Here is a 24,600-nt window from a genome sequence, read left to right on the forward strand (position 1 = left end):
CCGCTCCCGTCGACGGCCGCTCGCAACATTGTCTCGCGCCGGCCCGGCGAAGCGGCCTGCACGACGTGAGTTCTGGCGAGCCTTCACCGCCAGTTCGCGCCCGTGGCGGTGCGACCGGGACCTCGGCGATCGAGGCGGACGCAGAGGCCGACCTGCAGGCGCCGCCCCGCACGCTCGCGCAGGCCGGTGCGCTCACCCTGTTCACCGGTCGTCTTCACCCCGTCGCGGCGACGTCACCGCCGCGTCGCACCCTCGATTCGGATCCGCGCCTCGCTCCAACCACTGTTCCACGCACGAGCCCTCGCGCCTGACGTGACCGCATCGCCAGTCCCGCCCGGGGGTATCATGGACCGATGCGCGCCTCGCTCCTCGGCCTCGCGTCCGTGCTCGCCTGTCGTCCGGCCGACGTCCCGCCGCCGGAGCCGCCCCCCGCCGCCGCGACCGTCCCCGCGCGATCGCAGGACGAAGCCCCCGCGAACGGCCCGACCGAGCTGCGATTCGCCTGGGAGTCCCCGTGCACCGTCGAGACGCGCACCACGATGAGCGGCTCGGACGAATCCGCGGAGTACCGCCAGCTCCTCGCCGTGCGACCCGATCCCAGCCGCGACGCCATGGTGCTGTCCGGCGCCGGCTTCGAGATGCTGCGCTACCGCGGCCGCGACCCCACGGATCCGTCCGTCCAGCACGGCGTCGCCCGCTTCCTCGTCACGTACAGCCTGCCGGTCGAGTTCGTGGTCGACCGCGCGGGCAAGCTGCTCGACGTCCACGGCATCGACGCCGAGACCCTGCTCGGGGTGGCGCGCAAGCTGCGACCGCTCACGCCCGAGGCCGAGGACATGGTGCGGATCCTGTTCAAGCGGCAGGACGTCCGCGACTACTTCCTCTACCTCGCGGAGCGCGAGTGGAGCGCGTGGGGCTCGGCGTGGCACGGCCTGACGCTGGCCCGCGGCGAGGAGCGCGTCGTCGAGGACACGGTCGAGATCGCCGGCAAGCTCCTGCCGCGGCGCACCACCATGCTCCACGCCGGCCCGCCGACGCAGCGGGCCACGTCCGCCTGATGTTCGAGCGCGTCGTCGAGGCCACCCGCGAACAGGTCCAGGGCGGCGGTTCCCTGCTGTACTACGAATTCGGCCGCCCGCCGCTCGGCGAGCGCGGCGCCCTCATCACCATGCAGAGCTTCGAGCAAGTCGAGCTCGTCACCGACCCCGCCACCCTGCGCCCGCTCCGCGTCTCCTATGAATGGAGCCGCCGCACCGACAACGAGCGCACCTGGTTCTTCAAGCTGGTCAAGGAGTTCACCTGGCCGGCCCGCTGCGCCGAAGCCGGAGCGTGACCGGCCAGCCGGTCACGGGCTCGACTGTCCTCCGCCGGAGCATGACCGGTGTCACAGGATCGACTGCCCTCCGCGGTGCGTTCCAACGCAGCCCGACAAGACCGACGCGCGAAACGAGCCGGGAGCATGACCGGTACATGCTCCAAACGACATGCTTCATCCGACATGCTCGTCAGGACATTCCCATGAAGACATGTCCTTTCGATACACTCACCCGCCGGCCGCGCCGACCGCCACCACCGCGATCTCGCCCTTCTCGCTGCCCGCGGCCAGCCGCCCCCCGGCGCGATCGAACGTCACCGCCGTCACCGAGCCCTTGGCGAACACCTTCTGCGACGCCAGCCGCTCCCCGCCCGGATAGGCCAGCAGCGCCACCTCTCCGTCGACCGTGCCGATCGCCAGGCGCTTCCCGTCGGGGTGCCACGCCAGGCACGTGAGCCCCAGCGTCGCCGCCTCGAGCTCCGCGAGCGCGCGCCGGCCGTCGCTCACCGCGTAGCACTGCAGCCGGCGCTCCTCCTCGACCTCGATCTTGCCGTCGCGCTCCGGCCCGTAGAGGCTGCGCAGGCACAGCGCCAGCAAGTGCTCGCCGCGCGGGTCGAACAGCAGCGCGCGCGTCGCCCGGCCGCCGCGGTGGCCGGGGAAGAAGTTCACCTTCCAGGCCACGCGCCCGCCGGCTCGCTCGACGCAGCGCGTCTCCTCGGCCCCGTCGGCCGTCCACGCCACGCGCCGGCCGTCGGGCGACAGCGCGGCGATCGGATAGACATCGACCGCGTCGCCGCCGATCCGCGCCAGCTCGCGCCACGTCTTCGCGCCCGGCGGCCCGACCTCGAGGATCGCCACGCCCGTGGCAGTCACCACCGCCACCTGCTCGCCGGCCGCGTCGACGCTCGACAGCGACACGTTGCACACGTGCGAGATCGGGTGAGCGCCCAGCTCGTGCACCGCGTCGCCGTCGGGCTCCCACACCAGCACGCGCGCGGCCGGCGTCACGTGACCCGGCCGCGGGTCGGGCAGGAAGTCGTAGAAGCTGAACACCAGCCGGCCGTCGACCAGGAACGCACAGCCGCCGCAGGTCGAGGACACCGTCGACAGCGGCGCGAAGATCCGCGTCACCGCGCCGGTCGCCGCGTCGATCCTGCACAGCGCGTGCGTGGGCCCGCCGCGGCGATCCGACACCTGGGCCACCGCCAGGCCCTCGCCGCCCCGATCGAACACCAATCGCTGCACCGGCTTGGGCCCGCCCGGCGCGCGGTAGCGGTGCAGCTCGGCGAACGGCCCCGCCGGCGCCCGCGATTTGCGAGCGCGGCGCGGCGCCGCCGGGTTGGCCGCGAGCGCCTCCGCGTACGTCTCGATCGCCGGCGGTGCACCACCGTCGCCCGCGACCGCGATCGCCACCTGCGGCGACGACGGCCGCTCCACCGACAACCCCGCGCGCGCCAGCACCTCGGCCACCAGCCCCTCGTCGCCGCGCCAGTACAGGTGCAGCTGCGAGCCGAGCTGGCCCAGCGCGTCGAACCCGTCGTGGCTCTGATCGTGCCAGAACACGGCCGTCTGCTGCTCGTCGCGCTCGCGCTCGCCGACGCTCTCCCAGCCGGAGCTCTGCGTCATCCCGGCGCGGGCCAGCGCGATCACCCCGCGCGCCTCGAGCTCCGCGAACGCGACCAGCAGCCGCCCCAGGTCGCACGACTCCCGCCCCGAGCGCGGGCTCAGCACCAGCGTCCCGCTCTCGTCGTAGCCCTCGCGTGGCGCCGCCTCGACCTCGATCCGGATCGTCAGCCCGTGCCGTGCGAACGCCAGCTGGAGCTCGTTGCGCGAGCCACCCCAGACGATCGGCAGCGGCCGCGTCAGCGCCCCGTCGGCCGCGAACGCCTCCTCGGCCGCGCGGCTCCACAGCACGAACGCCTCCGCCTCGCCCTCGTCGGTCGGCGAGAACGCGGCCAGCGAAGCGTCGTCGACCCCCGCGAACACGTCGAGCTCGTCGTACTCGCGGTTGAGGGTGCGCCCGCGCAGGCGGAAATTCTTCCGCCCCTTCAGGTCGCCGAGGATCTGCTCGAGGAGGCTCCGCGTGACATCCACACGCCGAGGATACCCGATCGCGGCCGCCTGCGCGCCAGAGCTGCGGCGGTCGGCCGCGCCCGGCAGGGCCCGACCGCCGGGCTCGTCCCCGAGCTCCGTTCGCCGCCATTCTATCACATGTCCCAAGAGACATCTTTAGCCCACCGTCGCTCACCTGTCCCGGCAGACAGCTCCCACCCGGGCCGACGCACCCGTCTTCCACCTGTCCCGGCGGACAGATCATGACCCTGAGCTCGCGCGAACGTTGCTCGCCTGTCCCGGCGGACTCGTCCGCCTACAACCTGTCCCGAGGGACATCTCACCGGCTCCGCCCGAGCTCGGTCGTCCCATGTCCCCGCGGACAGATTCCTCGTTCGATCCCCGCGGACGACCCCGCCCCCTGAGAACGCCCCGCCCCGCTCTGTCTCCACAGACAGGTCCAGCCCGTCCTCGGCCGGCTCCACGCCGCTTGCTTCCAACCTGTCTTCGCGGCCAGATGCGCTGCTGACCGCGGTTCGGCCGGCCCCGCGCGGCCCTGCCCCGCGACTGGCCGGCGCGGGCCTCGACGCGTACACTCCGCCCCCGTTCGATGCCGGTCGTCCTCGCCGCACTGCTCACCGCGCTCACGCGCGCGGCCGATCCTGCGGACACCGTCGTCGTCGCCTGGCAGGTGCCGGAGGGGTGTCCCGGCGTCGAGGCGTTGCACGCGGGGATCCGCCGCTCGCTCGGGGGCCTCGCGGTCGAGCGCCGCACGCCCGTGCAGGTCGGCGTCGTCGTCGCCCGCGAGGCGCCGCGGCGGTTTCGCCTCGAGCTGCGGCTCGACGCCGGGGACGGACCGAGCGAACGCGTCCTCACCAGCGACAGCTGCAGCGCGGCGGTCGACACCGCCGCCTGGCTGATCGCCGTCGCCATCGACGTCCGCGCCGCCCAGCCCGCCGCGCCGCCGGTCGGGGTCCCGCCAGGCCCCGAAACCACCGTCCCCGAGCCGCCGCCCGGCTCGCAGCCGAACCCGTCCTCCCTCGCGCCCGGCTCGCCGCCGAGCCCGTCCGCTCCCCGTCCCGAAGCACCCCCACCCGCGCCCGGTTCGCAGCCGAGCCCGCCCGTCCCCGGCTCGCAGCCGAGCTCTCCCGGCCCCCATCCGAGCCCGCCTGCTCCCCGCCCCGAGCCCCTCGCGCCCGCGCTCCCGCCCGACGCCGACCCTCCCGAGCCCCTCGAGCCCGCTCCACCGAGCGCGAAACCGCCCGCCACGCGCGACCGCGCCCTGCACCTCGACCTCTGGGCTGGCGGCGGCCTCGGCCTTGGCGTCCTGCCGCGCCCGGCGCCGACCGCCGCGCTCGGCCTCACCCTCGCCGGCCCGCGCTGGGAGACCGAGCTCAGCGGCCACTACTGGGCCCTCCGCCGCGAGGACTTCGGGGAAGGCCGCGGCGGCAAGTTCGCCCACGGCCACGCCGCAGTGCGCGGCTGCGGCGCCTGGGAGCGCGGCCGCGTGCGGATCCCGCTGTGCGGCGGCCTAGCGATCGGCGGCGTCAGCGGCGAGGGCGTCGGCGCGCTGCTCCCTCGCACCGCCCGCTCGCTGTGGATCGGCCTGCTCGCCGGCGCCGGCCTGCGGGTCGCCCTGCACCCGCGCGTCGGCCTGCTCTTGCGCGCCGAGGCCGTGTTCGGCCTGCGGCGCCCCGGCTTCCTGCTCGATCCGTCCCCCGGCGTCGTGTTCCGGCCCGCACCTGTGGGCTTCTCCGCGTTCCTCGCGCTCTCGATCCGGCTGCGCTGACATGTCCGAATCGACCGGGCCGTGGACATCTAGAGGTTCGATGCCCGCCAGCGGGGTCCTCTACGACGCGATCCGGTCCCCGGCCGAGACGCTCACCGTCGCCGACGTGTACCGCACGCACGCCGACTTCGTGTGGCGCGTGGTCCAGCGCCTGGGCGTCCCCGCGGCCGAAGCCGAGGACGTCGTCCACGAGGTCTTCCTGGTCGTCCAGCGCCGGCTCGGCGAGTTCGACGGCCGCGGCGCCATCACCAGCTGGCTGTACGCCATCGGCCGCGGAGTCGCGGCCAACTACCGCCGCGGCCACGCCCGCGCGGCTCGCCGGATCGATCGCGTCGAGCCCCCGCCGCCCCCGCGCTCGCCCGAGGACGACGCTGCCCACCGCGAGGCCGCCGACGTCATCGAGGCCTTCCTCGGTCAGCTCGACCAGGAGACCCGCGAGATCTTCGAGCTCTCCGACATCGAGGGCATGACCTGCCCCGAGATCGCGCGGGCCCTCGAGCTCGACCTGCACCGCGTGCACGCGCGGCTCAAGACCGCCCGCCGCCGCTTCAACGCCTTCGTCGCCCAGCGCGGCGCCATCACGAGGACCCCGTGACCGAACCCCGCGACGACCTCCCGGCCCTCGATCCCCGCGCCGCCGCCCTGCTGGCCACCTACCGCCGCGGCCGCGCCATGCCGCCGGCCGCCCGCGCGCGCGTCCAGGCCCGGCTCTCCGGGACATGTCCCCAAGAACATGTCCTTCCGCTCATGCCACGGCACCGCCACGGCACCGCCTGGGCCGTCGCCCTCGCGCTCGCCGCCGCCGTCCTGTTGTGGTTCGGGTTCGCCCGCCGCGGCCACGACCTGGCCGAACAGACAGGTCACTCCCCGACCATGAGCCCGGCCCACGGCGCCGCCGCGACCGCCGCGGCCGACGCCAACCCGGGCGCGGCGGCGCCGGCCGACGAGCGCGCCGAGGCGCCCGCGCCCGTCCAGCCCGTGTCCGCCGCCGAGCCCACGCCTGCGGCCGAGCCCGTCCGCTCGCGCCCCAAGCCCGCCGATCTCCGCCCCACGCGCGACGCGACCGAGCGCAACGACGAGCCCGCCGCGACCCGCGACGAGCCTGTCGCAGAAGAAGTCCCGGCCAGCGATCTACGCGGCGAGCAGGAGCTGCTCGCGCGCGGCTGGCAGTCGCTCGCTAGCGGCGACGCCGGGGCCGCCGCGCGCGACGCCGGCGAGCACGCGCGTCGCTATCCCGCCGGAGTGCTCGCCCCGGAGCGGCGCGCGCTCGAGGCCGCTGCCACCTGCGTCGACGATCCCGAACGCGGCGCCGAGCTCGCTCGCGCATTCCTCGCCGACCACCCGCGGAGCCCGCTCGCGCGGCGTGTCCGCGACGTCTGCGACCTCGCACCGTGACCTTCGACCGCCGAATCTCCACCGACGCTGTCCCACTGGTTCGCTTTGCGGACATGAACGGGGCGACCCCCGACGAGAGGACCTACCCATGCGACTTCACCTAAACCACGCACCCCTGTACGCCCTCGCCCTCGCTGCCGGCGCCCTGATCGGCGCCTGCGACATCGACAAGCCGATCGGCGAGCTCGGCCCCTACGAGCCCTGCGCGGACAAGAAGTGCGGCGACGCCTGCAGCGTTTGCGACCCCGACGACAAGGACTGCGTCGAGACCGCCGTCATCAAGGCCTGCGACGCCGAGGGAGCCTGCGTCGCCGGCAACCCCGGCGTGTGCGAGGACGGGGGCTGGAACCCGTGCGCCGACCAGCCCTGCGGCACCGGCTGCAACGTGTGCGCCCCCGACGACGAGGACTGCGTCGAGACCGACGTCATCAAGGCCTGCGACGCCAAGGGCCAGTGCGTCCCCGAGACCCCCGACCTGTGCGAGCCCGGCGGCTACGACCCGTGCGAGGGCAAGGGCGTGTGCGACCCGTGCACGATCTGCGATCCCGCCGACCCCGACTGCAACGAGACGCTCGTGCTCAAGGTCTGCGACGAGTCGCTGCAGTGCGTCATCGCCATCCCCGAGGTGTGCGAGGAGTCCGACTGGGCCCCGTGCGAGGACAAGCCGTGCGGCGAGCCGTGCACCCAGTGCGACCCGGCCGACCCCGATTGCGCCGAGGACGCCGTGATCAAGGCGTGCGACGGCAAGGGCCAGTGCCTCCCCGTCAGCGACGAGCTGTGCGAGTCGCCGGGCTACGACCCGTGCGGGGGCAAGTCCACCTGCGATCAATGCAGCTTCTGCGACCCCGCCGACCCCGACTGCATCGAGGACGCCGCCGTCAAGGTCTGCGACGAGTCGCTGCAGTGCGTCTACCAGCTCCCCGGCATCTGCCAGCAGGCCTACAACGACTGCGAGAACAAGGCCTGCGGCGAGGCGTGCACGATCTGCGACCCCGCCGACCTCGACTGCGCCGAGGACCTGATCTACAAGACCTGCAACACCCTCGGCATTTGCACCCCCGGCCAGCCCGACGTCTGCAAGTGAGCCGCCTGCCCGGCTGACGCCGCGAGGCACCTGGCCCTTCAGCCAGGCGCCTCGTCGCATTCCCGGCGCCCGCGGAGCCCCTGCGCGGCGGAGCAACCCGCCTCGTCGCCGCCTGCACCGCGTGCAAGTGAACCGCCCGCGTGGCAGCCCCCGCGAGTCACCTGGCCCTTCAGCCAGATGCCTCATCGCATTCCCGGCGCCACGGAGCCCCTGCGCGGCGGAGCAACCCGCCTCGTCGCCGCCTGCGCGGCGTGCAAGTGAACCGCCCGCGTGGCAGCCCCGCGAGTCACCTGGCCCTTCAGCCAGATGCCTCATCGCATTCCCGGCGCCACGGAGCCCCTGCGCGGCGGAGCAACCCGCCTCGTCGCCGCCTGCACGGCTTGCAAGTGAACCGCCCGCGTGGCAGAGCCCCGCGAGTCACCTGGCCCTTCAGCCAGGTGCCTCGTCGCGTCCCCGGCGCCCGCGGAGCCCCTGCGCGGCGGAGCCTGCAGCTGCCGGCGCCGATCGAACCTGTCTCTTCGGTCATCCCATCGATCTCCGCGCCGGCGCCTCCGCCCCGTCCGTCCCCGCCACTGCCTGTCCATTCGGCCAGCCCCCCGGTCTTCGCGCCCCGCCTCGCGCCTGTCCTTTCGTCCATGTCACTTCCCGCCCGGCCTCGCGCCGCCGCTTCCCGGCCGGCGGTCAGGAGCGTCGGCGAGCCCGGGCCGCCGCCTTCGCGCCCGTGAGCCCGGCCTCCGCGCCGCCGCGCGACACCTCTCGCCGCGCCCCGCCACGACGTTTCCGGGCCGCTCTGGCCCGGCCAGGCCGCGCCTTCCGCGATCGCCCTGCGCGCCGCTGGTCAGCGGCCGCATTTTTTGGCACTCCTGCAGCCGGTGCTCTTCGCGCTAGCGATCTTTGCCGTCTTCGCGGCCGCGCCGATCGAGGTCCGCACCGACCTCGTCGACGGCGTGAAGCTCGAGGCGGGTCTGCGCGCGCGCGTCGGCCCAGCGCTGGACGACTGGTCGATCGTCGTCCGGCCGAGCCCCCTCGCCGACCAGGTGCAGGTCACCATCACCCCCCGCGACGGCAAGGGTTTCAGCCAGTCCGTTCGCTTCCAGGGTCGCACCCTCGAGGATCGCACCCGCGAGCTGGCCGCCAGCATCCCCGTGTTGATGGAGGCCTATCCGCAGCCGCCGCCGCCCTCCCAGGGACCGACGCAGCCCCCTGCCACGTCGCCGAACCAGCACCAGCCGCCGCTGCCGGAGCCCCCCGAGACCCCCGAGCCCGAGCCCCCGCGACCCGTGCTCCGCGGCTGGCTCGGCCTCGGCCCGCGCATCGAGCTCGGCAGCGGCCTGCGCTACGAGGCCGGCCTCGACCTCATGGGCGGCCTGTGGCTCGCGCGCGAGCACGTCCAACCGATCGTCAGCTTCGGCTTCAGCGGCGGCGCGCGCCACGGGATCTCGGTGCTCCACGGCCGCTTCGGCGCCGGCGCGGCCTTCGGGGCCCCCCTGGGCGCCCGCGATCGCCTCTGGCTCGGCGCCCACGTCCTCGCCCACGCCATGTACATCCACGCCGCCGAGGCCGCGACCGACGCCACCTGGCTGTCCTCGACCGAGGTCGGCGGCCTCCTGCAGTACCGCGGCCGTCGCCTGTTCCTCGGCCTGCGCACCGGCGTCGACCTCACCCTCCCCGCCGTCTCGATCCGCGGCACGCGCGGCGTGGTGCGGCGGGAGATCCCGCGCTGGTGCTTCGGCCTGATGTTCGGCGTGGTGTTCGGCTGATCCTCCGCATGTCCACCTGGACATGCTCCTTCGTTCCCTGTCTCCTGTGCCAGGTCACCCCCGCGCCGCGGACAACGCCCGTGCCTTCACATGTCTTTCAGGACCTTCCTGAAGCGACATGCCTCAACCACCATGTCCGCTCGAGCATGCCCTCGAAGACATGCCCTTAAAAACACTCACCCGTGGATCTTCTCCCCCCGGGCCAGCATCTCGACGAACTGGGCGATCCGCCGCTCCCGCGTCTCCGGCTTCTTCGCCGTCTGCAGGCGCCACAGCATCGCGTAGCGGTTGGCCCCGTCGAGCCCGGCGAACGCCGCCTGTGCGGCGGGGTTGCGGGCCAGCGCCGCGGCGAACGCCTCGGGCACCTCGATGCGGGTCGCGGGCGCGTATGCGGCGTCCCAGCGGCCGTCGGCGCGAGCGCGCTCGACCTCCGCCAGCCCGGCCGGCTGCATCACCCCGCGCTCGATCAGCGCCTCCGCCCGCTCGCGGTTGATCTGCGACCACAGGCTCCGCGGCCCGCGCGGCGTGAACCGCTGCAACCAGCTGTCGGCGTCGTGGGCCTTCTTCTGGCTGTCGATCCAGCCCCACGCCAGCCCCACGTCGACCGCCTCCGCGTAGCTCAGCGAGCGCAGCCGCTTGCCCTTCTTCGCCAGCTGCAGCCACAGCCCGAGCGAGCTGCGGTGGTGCGTGGACAGCCAGCTCGAGAACGCATCGGCGTCGGCGAACAGGACGATGGGCAACGTCGGCGCGATCGGCACGCCGGGAGCAGAGCACCTGCCGGCCGCCCCCGCTTGTAAAAACGCGACACGTCCGCGCCGAGCGCCCTTGCGACCCGCCCGCGTCGACTGCGGATCGGCCCCCGCTCACGGGTCCGAACGCCCGCGCTCGAGCCGCACGCGCACCCGCCCCGGCTGCGACGCCGTCTCCCGCTCCGCTCGCCGAGCTGCCGAGCGCCCTCATGGTCGATCCACCTGCCCGCGCGCCATCGACATGTCCCGAGAGCCAGCCGCGCCCGTTCCGCCAGTCGCAGGAGAGCCCGCGCCGACGTCGCGGTCGACATGTCCCGAGAGCCAGCCGAACCCGACCCCGCGGCCCCGCCAGTCGCACGCGAGCCCGCGCCTCGCGCGAGACATGTCCCGAGAGCCAGGCGATCACGCCCCCGCGTCATCGCCTGTCCTCAAAAAAACCCTCTCGACCCGCTCTCTCGACATGTCCCGAGAGCCAGCCGCCCCCGCCCCCGCGTCATCGCTGTCCTCAAAGAGCCCCTCTCGACCCGCGCTCTCGACATGTCCCGAGAGCCAGCCGCCCACTGCCCGCGTCATCGCTGTCCTCAAAGAGCCCCTCTCGACCCGCGCTCTCGACATGTCCCGAGAGCCAGCCGCCCACTGCCCGCGTCATCGCTGTCCTCAAAGAGCCCCTCTCGACCCGCGCTCTCGACATGTCCCGAGAGCCAGCTGCCCACGCCCCGCGTCATCGCCTGTCCTCAAGAGCCCCTCTCGACCCGCTCCTCGACATGTCCCGAGAGCCAGCCGCCCACTGCCCCGGCTCACCGCCTGTCCCAAGACACAGGTGCTCCCGCCCGGCGACCCTTGACGTCCGCTCGCCGTTGCCGCACACCTTGCCGACAGTGGCGAGCACCGGCCCGGACGACCGCGCCTGCGGATCGAGGCGCGCATGAGCGCGGCGCACCTGCTCGGCTTCGTGCTCGCGCTCCAGGTCCCCGAGCCGCCGGCGGCCGACGACCTCCTCTGGAGCGTCCCCGCCGGATGCCCCGATCGAGACGCCCTCCTCGCCGGCATCGCCCGCCGGCGCGGCAAGCCGCTGGAGCCCGGCCAGGCCCGCGTCGTCGCCCGCGCGCACCTCCAGGGCCCGCAGCGCTACCGCCTCGACCTCGAGCTCGAGGTGGCAGGCCGGCGCGACACCCGGGTCCTCCACGCCCGCACCTGCACCGCCCTCGTCGACGGCGTCGCCCTCGTCGTCGCCCTCGCCGTCGACGGCGACCCGGGCACGCCGCCCGCGCCCGCGCCCGACCCCGGCGCCCCCGAGCCGTCCGAACCCGAAGCGCTCGCCGAGCCCGCTCCCGAGCCTGCGCCCGTCGCCCCCGAGGTCGTCCCGGCCCCGGCCGTCCCCGACGCCCTCCCGCCCGAGCCCGCGCTGCCGGGAGCGGCGGCCGACGCCCCGCCGGCCGCCTCGCCCCCCGCACCCCGGTCTCGCTGGCGCCCCGGCGGCTTTTTGCGCCTCCACGGCCTCGGCGAAGTCGGCGCCCTCCCTGGCCCGAGCGGCGGCGTCGGCCTCGCGGGCGGCCTCCTGTGGCGGTGGTTCCGCCTCGAGCTGCACGCCGGCTACCTCGCCCCGCGGCTCTTCGACCACCCGGACCTGCGCGCCCGCGTCTCCCTCTTCACTTTCGGCGCGCTCGGCTGCGCCCGCCTCGGCCGCGGCCGGCTCGAGGTCCCGATCTGCCTCGGCCTCGAGGCGGGCGGCCTCCCGGCCGTGGCCGACACCGGCCGCGTCGTCATCGGCCGCTGGCTGGCGGCCGGCGGAGGCCTCGGCGCGGCCGTGCGCGTCCACCCGCGCGTCGCCCTGTGGGCCTTCCTGCACGGCCTCGCCGCGTTTCAGCGCGGCACCCTGGCCCTGCGACAGCCCGGCCCCGACGGCGACCTCCGCGTCCTCTACGACCCCGGCCTCGCCTCCGCGCGGCTCGCTCTCGGCGTCGAGGTGAAGTTCGGCGATCCGCGGTGATAGATCGCCGCGCAGCCGGAGACGACCTCTCTTCAGAGCCGCCATGCGCTCCGAACCGCAGCCCGACGACGCGCGAATGCGCACCTTCCGCGAGCTCTACCTCGCCGAATTCACCTTCGTGTGGGCGACCGCGCGCCGCTACGGCGTCCCGCCGACCCTGGTCGAGGACGCCGTCCAGGACGTGTTCATGACCGCCTACCGCCGCCTCGACCAGGTCCGCTTCGAGGTCTCGGCGCGGGCCTGGCTGCACGGCGTCACCCGCCGGATCGCCGCCCGTTACCGCCGCACCGCCGCCCGCCTGAGCCGCCGCCTCGCCGCCGTCGCCGCCGTCCCGCCCGACCCCACCGACCCCCCCCACGACCGCCTCGCCGCCGCCCAGCAGCTCGAGCGCCTGCTCGCGCGCCTCGCCGGCCCGACCCGCGCCGCCTTCGAGATGGCCGAGTTGTACGGCATGAGCGGCCCCGAGATCGCCGGCGAGCTCGGGATCCCGGTCGCCACCGTGTACTCGCGGGTCCGCCTGGCCCGCGAACAGCTGCTGCGCGAGCTCGGCGGCCCCGGCCTCGAGCGCGAGCTGGCGGCCGCCCGCACCCGCGAGGCCCCGCCGCCGGCCGCCGCCCAGCGCACCTGGGCCGCCATGCTCCCCGGCCTCTGGACCACCCGCGCCGGCGTCGGCCTGGCCGTCCTCGCCTCCGCCCGCGCGGCGGTCATGACCACCCTCGTGGTCGCCGCCGGGGCCGTCGCCATCGCCTGGCCGAAAGGACAGATCGAGGATCGCGCCGCGCTCGTCGCCCCCGCACGAGACGGCCGACTCCAACCGACGGCCAGCGGCTCCACCCCGGCCGCCGACCTCGCGGATCCCCGACCACTCACAGCTCCCTCCGCCACGCAGCCCGGCAGCTCCCACGATTCCGCATCCCGGGCGCAGGCCGGCGCCTCCCACGATTCGCCCTCCTCCGCGCATTCCTCGGCCGGCCGCGACTCCGACGATTCCTCACGCCTCCCGGGCGACGCCGGCTCCCACCATTCCCCCGCTGCCTCTCCGGCGAAATCAACCCCCGGCTCCCCCGCGAGCGCCTCGTCTTCCGACGCGCGCTCGCGCGAAGCCTCCGCCCCCGACTCCCGCCCGGCCGCGTCTCTCGGCGCGGACGACGAGCTCGTCGAGCTCGCCCGCACCACCCACCGGGGCGGGGACGCCGACGAGCTCGCAGCCGAGGTCGCGGTCCTCGATCGCGCGCGCGCCGAGCTCGCGCGCGGCGACGTCGCGGCCGCCCGGGCGCACCTCACCGAGCACGCGCGGAGCTTCCCCGCCGGCCAGTTCACCGATCTTCGCGGCGCCACCGAGATCGAGCTCCTGTGCCGCCAGGGCGACCGCGCCCGGGCCGTCGCGCAAGCCGCGGCACTCGTCACGGCCCACCCGCGCTCGGCGGTCGCCCAGCGCTTCAAAAATTTTTCATGCCCCGACTGATAGGAATCCAGCGGAGTGGAGACGACAGAGATCAGAGGTCGATGTCCATGTCCCTACCCCGCTTCGCTTATCTCTCCGCCCATGTCCTCCTGTGCGCCGCGCTCGCGCAGGCCTGCACCTACCCCAAGGTCCTCGGCGACGCGCCGCCCGACGGCGAGTCCTCGAGCGGCACCGACAGCACCGGCGCGCCGACGCCGAGCACCGGCGACGAACCGCCCGGCCTCGTGTGCGACAACCCGAACTACACGTGCGAAACGCCGTGGAACTGCGACTCTGTCGAATGCGGCGCCCCGGGCAGCCCCTTCGACGCCGACGGCTGCTTGCGGAAGACCTGCACCGATTCGCCCTGCGACGCCGACGAGATCTGCTACTCCGTCGAGCAGGCCAGCGAATGCTCGGTCGAGATCAGCGGCTGCACCTACGATCCGCAGACCGACGTCTGCGCCTGCGAATACACCGACGCCTGCACCACGCGGCATTGCATCCCCGCCGACGAGGGTCCGCCCGTCGAGTGCCCGCAGATCACCGACGAGACCGCCTGCCTGGCCGCCGGTTGCAGCGAGTTCCACACCCTCACGTACTGGCGCCTCGACGAAAACAATCAGTGCGTGATCGACGACGAGGCCCCGACCTGCCTCTGGTTCCCCGGCGACGCCTGGGGCGGCGCCGAGAGCCCGGCGCCGTTCTACGAGAAGGCCACCGGCCGGGTCGTCTACTTCGGCACCGACTGGCTCGTGCCCCCGCACGGCTGGGGCGACTGCGATGACCCCGACGCCCCGCCCGCGTGCGAATGCGTCGGCATGTGCTCCGACCTGCAGGCCCAGGCCGATCTCTTCCGCGAGCAGGACAAGCCGTGCAACGACGACAGCGACTGCGCCAACGCCGAGGCGATCTGCTACTACCGCGACACCTGCGGCAGCCTCGGCGTGCACAAGGACAACCTCGACGCCTGGAACGCCCTCCACGCCCAGCTCGACGCCTCCAACTGCTGCGACGGCGCCGCCCTCTGCGCGGCAGGGGTCATCTGCGAGAACAACCGCTGCGTCGCCAAGTTCGGCCTGTGACCTGTCCATTCGGACACCTCGTGGCATTCGCCCGTGCGAGCGCCACGATTCGCGCCGAGCCCCGCGATCGAGGCATTCGCGGGTCGCGCTCGAGCGCCCCGACGAACGACGCCGGCGCTCGAGCCGAGCCAGCGGCGGACGAGCGCGCGAACGTCGCCCGGGCCACCTAGGCGAGCGGGCAGTCGGGATTGCACTGCTTGGTACAGTCGATCTTGTTGATCATGCCCTTCACCCCGTCGAGTCCCACGGAGCAGGCGACGCAGGCGACGAGGCCGCCGGCGCAGCATCCGACGTTGGCGGCGATGGCCAGCGCCTTGAGCCCCCACCGGGTCGCCCCGCACAATGGATTCTTCCGCTTCAAATCGGGCCGGGGCGTCCGCGGTCCTGAGACGATTTGCGCGTGAAGCCGGCGATCGGCCCCAGCGAAGGCGGGCATGACCTCGGGGACGGCGCGCGCCGGCGCTGCTTCGCTCACCGGCGACCGCTGAACCTGGTGGTCCTCGTCCGTCCCGAGCTCGACCCGCTCGCCCGCCGGATCGCGGGGGCGAAGCTCGGCCGTGAGGGCGGCGCGCCCGCGCTCCACTTCGTGGTCTTCCACCGACAGCGCGCCGGGCCGCGCCTGTGCGAGGTCATGCGGTTCGGCAAGTTCGCCGGACGCGGCTCTCGCTGCGACGGCGGAGGCTGCGGCGAGGGAGAGACAAAGGGCCGTGACCACGATCGCGCGGAGCATGCCCCTCTGTGCATCGGCCGTCGGCCGCGTGGTGCGCCGGCAGCCGCACGCATCCCCGCCCGTTGTGCGACGGCTCGGCACCTCCTCGCCCGCGAACCGGCGGGGTCAGCGACGTCAAGCGTCCGCGGCGCCGGCATGAGCAAAAGGACATGTCCTCCAGTTCACTCGAGACGGCGAGCGAGCAACCGCCCGCGGCATGCTCGTCGCTGCCGAGCGCTCCACCGCGAGAGCACCGCGAGCGAATGGACCGCCGCGGGCTCGACCTGGGTGAGATCGCCGGAGTCGACACGCACCGCCTCCGCGCGTGCGGTGCCCTGCCGCAGGGTCGCTGGTCGCCGCCTCGGAGCGAAGACGCGACGTGCGTGTGGCCGGTGGCGTGCGGCCCCAGCAGTCGCTCCTCGCGCGATTGCCCGCACGACAATGGCAAGCCGTCGCGCGTCGATCGAGCGAACCACCGCCGCCCATCCGGGAGCGTCCCATCGCGGCGCGCACGGACGAGCTCGCTCGCGTCATCACGCCGCTCGCGCGCGCGGGAGTCCCCGACGCGCAGGTCCGTACGCGCTTGGCAAGCCGGGCGGCTCCCCTTTAAAAAATGCCCACCATGGGTCCTCGCTCGCTCGTCCTCACCTGCCTCCTCGCGACCTTCGCCTGTAGCCCCGAAGACGAGGAGACACCCGCCGTCGAGGTGCGCGAGGGCACCGAGCTGCCCGCCAACATCAAGCCGGCCCTGCTCGAGTTCCGCGCCAACTGGACGATCGTCAACAGCGGCGGCCCGCTGGTCGCGGGCAACACAGTCCAGGTCAGCTACGACGATGGGCGCCTGACCCAGTGCCGCGGCGAGCAGAACGGCAAGCCGGCGTGGTCGATCACCGGCTATCGCCAGCTCGACGACGGCGAGGTCGGCAGCTTCGAGGCCGGCGGCTATTCCCCGTCGCAGGGCACGAACCCGCCGATCTTCACCCTCGAGGAATCCGGCGACCTGGCGATGTGGTTCCACAACACGAGCGTGTGGGGCTGCTCGGCATACGACTCCGACTTCGGCAACAACTGGCACTTCAGCGTCGGCGCCAGCCTGTCCTTCAAGACAGACTGGGTCACCGAGGCGCTCGGCACCCCGCGCGCCGGTGCCCCGCTGGTGATCGCCTACGACCCCGCGCGCCTGCCCGACTGCCGGGGGACCAAGTACGGCCACGACGCCTGGAACATCCGCGTCCACTACCGCTTCGACGGCGGCCCCGCGCAGTACGCCCTCCTGACCGCCCCCCAGAGCAACCTCCAGGTCCCCTGGCCGGCCAAACTCGACGTGCCCGCCGGCGCCAGCGAGGTCGAGCTGTGGTTCGAGAACCAGGACTACTACGGCTGCAAGGCCTGGGACTCGCAGTTCGGCGCCAACTACCACTTCGACCTCGAGTGATCGCCGCTCGGGGCCGCGTCGTCCCGGCCGACCCCGCGAGGGTTCGCTGGCCCGGTCGTCTCACCTGTCTCGAAGGACATCCGCCTGCGGCCCCGACCTCGGCGCTGCCCGAGCGGGGCGGAACATCTCCTCGACCTGCGCCTGCGCGGCCGCGAAGCGCTGCGACCGCGTGGCCTCGTCGTACGCCGTCCCCTCGACCGCGATCACCTCGACTCGGCTGATCCCCACGAAGCCGAGGATCGCCCGCAAGTACGGCGTCAAAAAATCATTCACCAGCTCCGGACAGGCCACGCCGCCGCGCGCCAGCACCACCGTCGCCGACGTGCGGCCGAGCAGTCCGACCGGCCGACCCTCGCGGCTCACGAACGTGTGGCCGCCGCGGACCACGTGATCGATCCACGCCTTCAGCGACGACGGCAGCGATTGATTGTAGAGCGGCGTACTGACGATCAGATGATCGGCCGCGCGGAGCTCGGCGATGAGCGCGTCCGACAGCGCGACGCCGGCCGGCGGCGGCTCGCCCACGGGCGCGCCGTAGAACGCGGCGATCGTCGCGCCGTCGATGTGCGGCACCGGGCTCTGCGCGAGGTCGCGGACGATCACTCGCCCGCCGGGGTGGGCCGCCGTCCACCGCGCCTGAACCTCATCCGCGAGCTTCCGCGAGCTCGAGCCCTCGTAACGGGCGCTCGCATCGATCCTGAGCAAGGTCTTCATGGTCTCGTCTCGAGGACCCGCCAGACCGATCGAACGTGACCGGTCCGGCGAAAAAATTTCTCCGCCGGCCGCGACAGCGACCGTCGAGCGGTCCTGCCGGCGCCGCGCCTCCGCGACTTGCGAATGCGAGCGCCTGCGCCGATCAGAGCGGCGCCGGCGACCCGCACGCGATCCACTGCACCAGCCGCTCGCCGCGAACGCGAGCGCCTGCGCCGATCAGTGCGGCGCCGGCGACCCGCACGCGATCCACTGCGCCAGCCGCTCGCGGTCGGCCGCGGGCACCAGCCCTGCGGGCGGCATCGGCGACGCGGGGGCCTCCGGGTCGACCGCGAGCGCGTGCGCCTCCGTCACCGCGCGCTCGTAGACCAGCCGCTCGAACGGCTTGTAGAGCGCGTACGTGTCGAAGTCGACCGCCAGCGGCGCGCCTTGCCGGGCCTCCTCGGCCAGGGTGCTGCTGTGACAGCCCGTGCACCACGTCAGCAGGAACCCCGCCCCGAAGCTGCGCCACGTCAGCACGTTCTCGGGCGGACACGGCGGCAGCGGCGGCCCGCCGGGCGCGGCCGGGGACGGCGGCGACGGCATCACCTTCGCGCCGGCGTTCGCCGCCTGCTTCGCGGTCTTCGCCGTCTTCTCCGCCCCCGCGCCTTGCTTCTTCTTCCCGCCCGGCTTCTTGCGCCCGTCGGGCATCATCGCCTCGCCGCGCGCGATCTTCCCCGCCTTCTTCGCCTGCTTCTCGGCCCGCGCCTGCTTGCGCGCCGCCTTCTCCGCCGCGGTGGCCGGCGCCGCCATCGGCGACATCCGTGCCTGCGGCTGCGCCACCGCCGGCTCGCACGCCAGCGCCGCGATCACCACCAGCCCCAGCTCACGCAAACGGCCCACGAAACGGCTCCGCGTTGGCGATCCAGCGCCCGGAAGGCGCCCCGAGGTGCTCCAGCAGCCCCGCGGCGAAGTTGTCGAATTGCAGCAGTCGCCCGCCGTCGGCCGGCGCCCCGTCGTCCATGCGCACGCGCATCGCCCCCAGCTTCTCGTCGGTCGCCCCGTACACCCCGGCCCGCACCCCGCCCCCGAACAGCAGCGCGCTCGTCAGCGGCCAGTGGTCCTTGCCCGGCTCCGGCTGGCTGTTGAGCTTCGGCGTGCGCGTGAACTCCGACAGCACCGCCACCGTCGTGCGCGCCAGCAGCCCCGCCTCCTCGAGCCGACGCGCGATCGTCCCCAGCTCGGCGAACAGCTGCTCGTGCGCCTTCCCTTGATCGGCGATCGAATCGTGCGTGTCCCAGTCGAGCCGCGAGTCGAGGAACGCCGCCGCCGACACACCGCCCTTGAACATCGCCACCGCCAGCTCGCCCTGCTGCGCCAGCGACGTCGCAGTGCCGACCGCCATCCCCCGCAGCTGCGGATCTCTGCGCAGCGCCTCCGCGCGGTCGAGGCTCGTGCGGAACCCGTCCAGCGCCTGCGCCTCGGGCCCCGACTTGCCTTGCCGCTCCGCGTCGGCGCGCGCCGCCACGAACTTCGCCAGCGCCGCCTGCTCCTGGCCCGTGAACTCGAAGCCCGGCTGCGCCTTGCCCTTCGCCTCCGCGCGGAACGCCTTGGCCCGATTGAGCAGCGTCACCAGCTGATTCGTGTTGCCGACCCGGCCCATGAAGCTCGCCAGCGGCCCCGCGTAGGCGCCCCCGCCGAGGTCGACGTACGGCAGCGCCAGCCCCGGCTGCTTCGCCGTCGCCTCGGCCGCGAAGATCGCCGCCACGTCGGGGTTCCGCTCGCTGCGGGTGCCGGTGAGGATCCGGACCCGGCTCGGCACGTGCGCGACCGAGCCGATCCAGATCCCGTTGACGACCGCCGACCGCTGCGCGTGCGCGTCGAAGAACGCGCGGATGCTCGGCCGCTCCGCGCTGGTCAGCACGCGCACCCCCGACGGATAGCGCGTCACCTCGCCGGCCGGCACGTCGCAGCCCGGCGGCGCCTTCGGGTCGAGGCAGTACGTCACGTCCCAGGCCCCGCGGGCGAACACCACCAGAAAGAAGCGCGGCTCGGCCGGCGCAGCGAAGCTGACCTTTGGGACAGCCAGCGCCCCGAGCCCGGCGGCCGTGGTGACGAGGAAGTGTCGACGCGTCGCGCTCATGCTCCTCCTCAGTGGAACGCCACCCGCGGATCTTGCAGCAGCGCCGCGAGCACGAGGATCCACCCGCGTCGCCCGTCCGCGGCCGCCTGGAACAGCGCGTAGGTCGCGTCGACCTCGGGCCCGCGCTCGGCCACCGCCGCCGCCAGCACGCGCTCGTGCAGCCGCGCCAGCTGGGCCCGCACCGCCGGCTCCGCGACCTCGTCGGCGTCGACCTCGGTGAACAGCCGCCGCTGCGCCCGCGGCCGCGCGAACTCCTGCTCGACCGCGTACGCCGCCGCCTCGGCCGCGAGCGTCTGCAACACCAGGGTGCGCGTCGGCGAGTAGGCGAAGCTCGGCTCGGTGATCTGGAACCCCTCGACCCCGCCGGCCATCGAGCGGTAGCCGAACTGGTCGGTCCCCATCAGGTCGACCTCGCCGAACCGCTCCGCCGCCTTCGCCCCCTTGCCCGGGTGCGCCGTCCAGTGGAAGCCCGTCAGCTCGGCGACCAGGCGCGCCAGCTGCTCCGGCCGGGTCGTCTTGCGCCCGGCGATGCCCTCGGCCCGCGAGCCCGCGCGCGCCCGCGCGGCCCGGAAGTCGTCGGACAGCACGATCGCCTTGACCAGCGGCTTGACCCGCATGCCCGCGTCGATGAACGCGTCCTGCAGCGACACCGCCGTCGCGTCCGGCACCTCGTCCCAGCCGACCTGCATGAAGTAGCCGTAGAACCGCCGCGCCACGCACATCGAGAACCGCGGGTCGGCCGCGATCTGCTGCGCCAGCGAGCGCAGGTCCTCGCTCGGCAGCCCGAAGTAGCCCGGCGGCCGGCCCGTCTTGTTGCGCCACTGCTTCGCCTGCTGCGGCCGGTACTCGCGCAGCGGGTAGCACAGCCCGCGCTCCTGCTTCACGCACTCGCCGTCGTCCGCGTACGAGCGGCGCACCTGGCCCGGCGCCACGCGCACGAACCCGAACAGGTGGCTCGCCAGTGGGTCGAGCGTCTGGTGGCAGCTCACGCACCCCGGGTCCTCGACCAGGGCGTCCTTCACGGCTGTCTCATCGGACAGGTCGATGTCGTTGAACAGCGGCACGTCGCGGTCGAGGAACCCGCTGCACAGCAGCGCGTCGGCGATCACGTGCGCCTGCCCGCGGTGGAGGTTGGTCCCGTTCGACGGGTGGCGCAGCCACAGCGCCCCGCTCGAAAGGATCCCCGCCATCGGCTGCTCCGAGTCCCACACCGCCTTGTGCCAGCCCTCCGGCGGCGCCTCCTCGCCGGTCTGCAGCGTCGTACCGCCCCACGCCTTCAGCCCGAGGTCGCTGGCGATCGTGTAGTCCGCGGTGACGACCTCGGAGAACGGCCGGTCGTGCCGCACCACGTGCTCGATCAGCCGCAGCGGCTCCTCCGACACCTCGCGCACCCAGTCGGCGTCGGTGCCCGCGTCCGCCAGCGGGCCCAGCCGCGGCAGCACGAACCGGCCCTCGACCCGCAGCAGCAGGACCTCGTGCCACAGGTCGCGCACCACCGCGCCGAACTCCGGCGCGTCGAGGTAACCATCGACGATCGTCCCCAGCGCCGCCGGATCGCGGCGCACCGCCGCGAACTCGTCCTCGGTCGGCCGCCGCCCTGCCAGCACCAGCGCGATCCGGACCAGGTGATCGACCGGTTCCAGCAGCTCGAGCTCGCCGGCCGGCGCCAGCGGCCGCAGCTGCGCGAACGGCCGGCTCGTCGTCGGCAGCGGCGCCGGCTCGCTGGGCCGCGTCGCCTCGACCTTCGCCGCGCGCCGCGGCTCGCGGGCGCAGCCCAGCAGCGACAGCCCGATCGTCAGCGACAGCCCGATCCTCATCTCAGCGCTCCTGCAGCCGCACGAGCTCGCGCCCGTGCGACCCGCGGACGATCCCCTCGTCCGCCGCGGTGTACTCGTTGCCCCTGGCCAGCCGGACCTCGCCGCGCGGGTCCTCCGGCTCGTCGGGCGCGGCGGGATCGCAGGCCGTCAGCAGCAGCGCCGACAGCATCGCCGTCGCGCCTCGTGCTCGCCCGCGCCCCGCCCACATCCTCGACACCTTACCGCAGCGCTCTCGGACCTGCCACCTCGCGCGCACCCTGCAGGTCGTCGATCCTCTGCAGATCGTCGAGGCACACCTCGCCCCTCCGCGCCTTCGCCCCACCTACCCTGAGCCGCACGGAGCGAGCAGCAGGCCCGACCGTGGCTGCATCACGGACGCTCGTCGCGCAACGACGCCGCCCGCGTCTCGAGGATCCGCCGGAACTCCCGCTGCGTCTTGGCGGGCAACGCCGACCGTCCGACGAAGTCCGCTGCGCTCGCCCCCTGCGCGACCACGGCGTCGATGACCTCGCACGCTTCGTCGGCCGCCATCGAGAACGCCGACGTTGCGAGCTCGACGAAGTGCCGCTCGATCTCCCGTCAGCGCCATCGTCAGCGCCGCCACGCATCACTCCCAGCCGTACTGCTCGACCGCCGCCTTGAAGCGCTCGACGTGTTCGTCCTGCAGCGCCGCGAGCTCGGCCAGCGCCGCCTCGCCGAGCGGGTCGAGCACGTCCAAAAAGTCTTCGCCGGCCGGGGCCGTCTTCCAGTCGTTCTCGACGAAGATCACCGCCGCCTCGCCGGCCTGCGCCAACTCGGCCTTGTACGGCGCGAAGCTGTCCGCCGCCTCCTCGATCGCCGCCACGAACGAGTCGTCGTCGAGCCCGCTGTACGGCTGCCCGTCGGGCCCGCGCAGGTTGAGGTAGATGACCTCCGAGGCGAACGCGAAGTAGCCGCCGCCGAGGCCAGCGTCGACCTCGGCCGCGTGGTCGAAGAACGCCTGCCCGAGCTCCGGGTCGACCTGCGCCACGTCGAACGACACCACCGCGTAGCCCGTCCCGCCGTCCTCCGCCGCGAAGTCGGCGACCAGTACGCTCCACTGGCTGAACACGTAGCCCAGGGCGGCCGCCAGCGACTCGACCTCCGCCCCGCTCGCCATCAATCGCGTCTGCAGCGACGGGTTCGTCACCCGCTGGAACCCGCCCGGAGTCAGCTCCGTGTCCAGCATCTGGTCCGCCAGCCCGACCAGCGCCACCACGTCGGGCAGCATCGCGTCGCGGACCTCGACCGTGAACGCCTCGCGCTCCGCGTAGCTGGCGTTGTCGAGCGTCAGGTCGAGCATCCCCAGCTCGTACAGCGGCGTCGGCATGACCTCGTACGACACCTGCTGAATCGGCCCGATCGGCAGCGGCCCCGTCTCCTCCTCCCCGCCGCACGCCACGCACAGACAGCCGAGGCCCAACAACATCACTCGCGGAACCGGGACGAAGAACATCACCCGCACGCTCATGCAGGATCCCGCCCCCTCGCGTCAAGCCCGTCCCGCCGACCAATCACCGATCCGCCTGCTGCCAATGGTGCGATTGCGACCGCCCCCACGCCCCCGGCGCCCCTCGCCCCGCTCGCCGCATTCGCGCCACATGTCCCGAAGGCCAGTTTTACGGGCGCCCGCCCGGCGCCCGCCCGCTCGCCGCTGCCCCGGCATTGTCTGCAAACACGCATCCGCACTGCCGCCCCTGGCTCTCACCAATCTCCCCCGCGCGACCCGACCGCCCGATGTCCTCCGCCCGCCGCCGCTCCGTGGTGTCGCTCGTCTCGCGTTCGGCATCCCTGCCCTGCGACCCGGCCCCGGAGGCGACCGGGAGCTTCGGGCTGGCCGCGTCGTCTCATTGCAGATCGTCGAGGAACAGCATCACGGGGCGCTCTTTCTCGCGGCCGCCGTCAGCGTCCTCGGTTGCGCGCGGCCGACCTCGTCGCCGCCGCGGCCCTCACCCCCGCCCCGCTCCGCGAGGCGACCTCGCCCCACCTCCTGCGCCGCGGGAGCATCGTCCCCGCCCGCGGACGATCGAGCCGCAGCGCGACATCGATTACCGTGGACGACAGGAGACCCATGACCCGCTCTCGCCTGTACATCCTCGGATTCGCGGCGGTCCTCGCGTGCGGCGAGTCCGGCGCCCCGACCACCGACAGCACCACCGACGTCACCACCACCGGCACCGCCACCGCCACCGCCACCGCCACCGCCACCACCGACGCCCCGACCACCGGCACCACCACCGGCCCCGACCCGACCACCTCGCCGGCCACCACCGATCTCCCCACCGGCGGAAGCATGGGCGGCACCGACACCGCCAGCGGCACCACCGACCCGGCGGGCAGCACCACCGACGACAGCGAGGGCAGCGGCGGCGGCGGCGAGGGCAGCGGCATGGCCTGCGCCAAGTGGTACGACGCCTTCGTCGACTCTTACCGCCCGCAGTGCGAATGTCAGGTCTCCCTCGGCATGTACGACAGCGTCGACGAGTGCCTCGCCGCCACCGTCCCCCCGCAGAGCTGCACCTGCGAGATCTTCGCCCAGTCACCGGAGACCGCCGACCAGCTCGAGTGCTACGAAAAGGCCGCCCAAGACAAGGCCGAATGTCTGTCGGGCCTCGGCCTGTGCGCCCCCCAGCCCATGCTCAAGCTGTGCGACGACCTCCAGCTGACCTCTCTCCTCCTGTGCGGCAACCCGCCCAAGGAGATCTGCGACGCCATCACCATGATGTGCGAGGACGCCCCGCTGCTGATCTGCCTGTTCTGAAGGTTCTACCGTTCCTGTCCGAAGGGACAGCCCGTCGACGCGCTCCTCCGCCGGGGCCGCTCCCCACCGAAGAGTCGGCGCGCGAGCAGGCCGGTCGGGAGCAGCCGCTCGCCCTGCGCGCCCCTGTCCGGGCGCCGGAGCGCTCCAATTGGCTCGCAGTCATCCGAGTGCACCGATTCGCGCAATGGCACGAGCAGGCGGCGCCCCGGCGAGGGCGGGACACCCCATTTCCGTCGCAGGGCCACCGGAGCTCTCGGCCGCGCGGGCATCGGACCCGCGGGTGATTCGAGAGCGCACGCGTTCGCCCTTGAAGCGCTGCGCGGCCGTCTTCTGGACCCACCGCAAAAGTTGCCCCAAATGAACG

22 protein-coding genes are annotated in these 24,600 nt (G+C 73.6%); 12 read left to right on the top strand and 10 right to left on the bottom strand.

Features of this window, described 5'->3' with window-relative positions:
• Window positions 1-353: 353 nt before the first annotated feature.
• Window positions 354-1,058 carry a hypothetical protein gene (locus O0S08_RS24000; RefSeq protein WP_269041564.1) on the top strand — a complete coding sequence of 235 codons (705 nt, stop codon included), beginning with the start codon at window positions 354-356 and terminating at the stop codon, window positions 1,056-1,058.
• Window positions 1,058-1,333: a hypothetical protein gene (locus tag O0S08_RS24005; RefSeq protein ID WP_269041565.1), complete on the top strand. Its 276-nt coding sequence runs from the start codon at window positions 1,058-1,060 to the stop codon at window positions 1,331-1,333. The genes O0S08_RS24000 and O0S08_RS24005 overlap by 1 nt, the downstream gene beginning before the upstream one ends.
• 210 nt (window positions 1,334-1,543) lie before the next feature.
• On the opposite strand, the gene O0S08_RS24010 is transcribed toward O0S08_RS24005, so the two are convergent.
• Complete coding sequence (locus tag O0S08_RS24010) at window positions 1,544-3,409, bottom strand: WD40 repeat domain-containing protein (RefSeq protein ID WP_269041566.1); 1,866 nt, start codon at window positions 3,407-3,409, stop codon at window positions 1,544-1,546.
• A 568-nt stretch (window positions 3,410-3,977) separates the two neighbouring features.
• Here O0S08_RS24010 and O0S08_RS24015 point away from each other — a divergent pair.
• From O0S08_RS24015 to O0S08_RS24035, 5 genes are all read left to right on the top strand, one after another.
• A complete protein-coding gene (locus O0S08_RS24015) occupies window positions 3,978-5,156 on the top strand; it encodes a hypothetical protein (protein ID WP_269041567.1) in 1,179 nt (392 codons plus the stop codon).
• A 40-nt stretch (window positions 5,157-5,196) separates the two neighbouring features.
• Complete coding sequence (locus O0S08_RS24020) at window positions 5,197-5,751, top strand: RNA polymerase sigma factor (protein WP_269041568.1); 555 nt, start codon at window positions 5,197-5,199, stop codon at window positions 5,749-5,751.
• The gene (locus O0S08_RS24025; protein WP_269041569.1) at window positions 5,748-6,551 is read left to right on the top strand and encodes a hypothetical protein; all 804 of its coding nucleotides are present in this window, start codon (window positions 5,748-5,750) and stop codon (window positions 6,549-6,551) included. Before O0S08_RS24020 ends, O0S08_RS24025 begins: the two co-directional genes overlap by 4 nt.
• Window positions 6,552-6,639: 88 nt before the next feature.
• Window positions 6,640-7,635: a hypothetical protein gene (locus tag O0S08_RS24030; RefSeq protein ID WP_269041570.1), complete on the top strand. Its 996-nt coding sequence runs from the start codon at window positions 6,640-6,642 to the stop codon at window positions 7,633-7,635.
• Between the two features lie 872 nt (window positions 7,636-8,507).
• Complete coding sequence (locus O0S08_RS24035; protein ID WP_269041571.1) at window positions 8,508-9,395, top strand: hypothetical protein; 888 nt, start codon at window positions 8,508-8,510, stop codon at window positions 9,393-9,395.
• 176 nt (window positions 9,396-9,571) lie between these two features.
• Here the strand turns inward: O0S08_RS24035 and O0S08_RS24040 are convergent, their stop codons facing one another.
• Entirely contained in the window at window positions 9,572-10,153 is a 582-nt protein-coding gene (locus tag O0S08_RS24040) for a YdeI/OmpD-associated family protein (RefSeq protein WP_269041572.1), read from the bottom strand.
• A gap of 916 nt (window positions 10,154-11,069) precedes the next feature.
• Here O0S08_RS24040 and O0S08_RS24045 point away from each other — a divergent pair.
• The 3 genes from O0S08_RS24045 to O0S08_RS24055 are packed head-to-tail and all read left to right on the top strand — an operon-like array spanning window position 11,070 to window position 14,663.
• On the top strand, window positions 11,070-12,134 hold the full coding sequence (locus tag O0S08_RS24045; RefSeq protein ID WP_269041573.1) for a hypothetical protein: 1,065 nt from the start codon (window positions 11,070-11,072) through the stop codon (window positions 12,132-12,134).
• 43 nt (window positions 12,135-12,177) lie between these two features.
• Entirely contained in the window at window positions 12,178-13,599 is a 1,422-nt protein-coding gene (locus O0S08_RS24050; RefSeq protein ID WP_269041574.1) for a sigma-70 family RNA polymerase sigma factor, read from the top strand.
• A gap of 47 nt (window positions 13,600-13,646) precedes the next feature.
• Entirely contained in the window at window positions 13,647-14,663 is a 1,017-nt protein-coding gene (locus O0S08_RS24055; RefSeq protein WP_269041575.1) for a hypothetical protein, read from the top strand.
• Between the two features lie 166 nt (window positions 14,664-14,829).
• Here the strand turns inward: O0S08_RS24055 and O0S08_RS24060 are convergent, their stop codons facing one another.
• On the bottom strand, window positions 14,830-15,393 hold the full coding sequence (locus O0S08_RS24060) for a hypothetical protein (protein ID WP_269041576.1): 564 nt from the start codon (window positions 15,391-15,393) through the stop codon (window positions 14,830-14,832).
• A gap of 601 nt (window positions 15,394-15,994) precedes the next feature.
• Between O0S08_RS24060 and O0S08_RS24065 the strand changes: the two genes are divergently transcribed.
• Window positions 15,995-16,807, top strand: a complete 813-nt coding sequence (locus O0S08_RS24065) for a DUF6209 family protein (protein ID WP_269041577.1) — start codon at window positions 15,995-15,997, stop codon at window positions 16,805-16,807.
• Window positions 16,808-16,867: 60 nt separating this feature from the next.
• Here the strand turns inward: O0S08_RS24065 and O0S08_RS24070 are convergent, their stop codons facing one another.
• The 7 genes from O0S08_RS24070 to O0S08_RS24100 form a co-directional block, all read right to left on the bottom strand.
• Window positions 16,868-17,521 (bottom strand): FMN-dependent NADH-azoreductase, encoded by a 654-nt coding sequence (locus O0S08_RS24070; protein WP_269041578.1) that lies wholly within the window; start codon window positions 17,519-17,521, stop codon window positions 16,868-16,870.
• A gap of 216 nt (window positions 17,522-17,737) precedes the next feature.
• Window positions 17,738-18,400, bottom strand: coding sequence for a hypothetical protein (locus O0S08_RS24075; RefSeq protein ID WP_269041579.1), 663 nt, complete (start codon window positions 18,398-18,400; stop codon window positions 17,738-17,740).
• Window positions 18,384-19,640: a DUF1501 domain-containing protein gene (locus O0S08_RS24080; RefSeq protein ID WP_269041580.1), complete on the bottom strand. Its 1,257-nt coding sequence runs from the start codon at window positions 19,638-19,640 to the stop codon at window positions 18,384-18,386. The genes O0S08_RS24075 and O0S08_RS24080 overlap by 17 nt, the downstream gene beginning before the upstream one ends.
• Before the next feature lie 8 nt (window positions 19,641-19,648).
• Window positions 19,649-21,457 carry a hypothetical protein gene (locus tag O0S08_RS24085; RefSeq protein WP_269041581.1) on the bottom strand — a complete coding sequence of 603 codons (1,809 nt, stop codon included), beginning with the start codon at window positions 21,455-21,457 and terminating at the stop codon, window positions 19,649-19,651.
• 1 nt (window position 21,458) lies between these two features.
• The gene (locus O0S08_RS24090) at window positions 21,459-21,626 is read right to left on the bottom strand and encodes a hypothetical protein (protein WP_269041582.1); all 168 of its coding nucleotides are present in this window, start codon (window positions 21,624-21,626) and stop codon (window positions 21,459-21,461) included.
• Between the two features lie 200 nt (window positions 21,627-21,826).
• Window positions 21,827-21,988 carry a hypothetical protein gene (locus O0S08_RS24095; protein ID WP_269041583.1) on the bottom strand — a complete coding sequence of 54 codons (162 nt, stop codon included), beginning with the start codon at window positions 21,986-21,988 and terminating at the stop codon, window positions 21,827-21,829.
• Between the two features lie 76 nt (window positions 21,989-22,064).
• Window positions 22,065-22,931, bottom strand: a complete 867-nt coding sequence (locus O0S08_RS24100; RefSeq protein WP_269041584.1) for a hypothetical protein — start codon at window positions 22,929-22,931, stop codon at window positions 22,065-22,067.
• Between the two features lie 615 nt (window positions 22,932-23,546).
• On the opposite strand from O0S08_RS24100, the gene O0S08_RS24105 reads away from it, so the two are divergent.
• Window positions 23,547-24,236 (top strand): hypothetical protein, encoded by a 690-nt coding sequence (locus tag O0S08_RS24105; RefSeq protein WP_269041585.1) that lies wholly within the window; start codon window positions 23,547-23,549, stop codon window positions 24,234-24,236.
• Window positions 24,237-24,600: the final 364 nt, after the last annotated feature.

This window comes from Nannocystis punicea, assembly GCF_026965555.1.
In the GTDB taxonomy this organism is placed as follows: Bacteria; Myxococcota_A; Polyangia; order Nannocystales; family Nannocystaceae; genus Nannocystis; species Nannocystis punicea.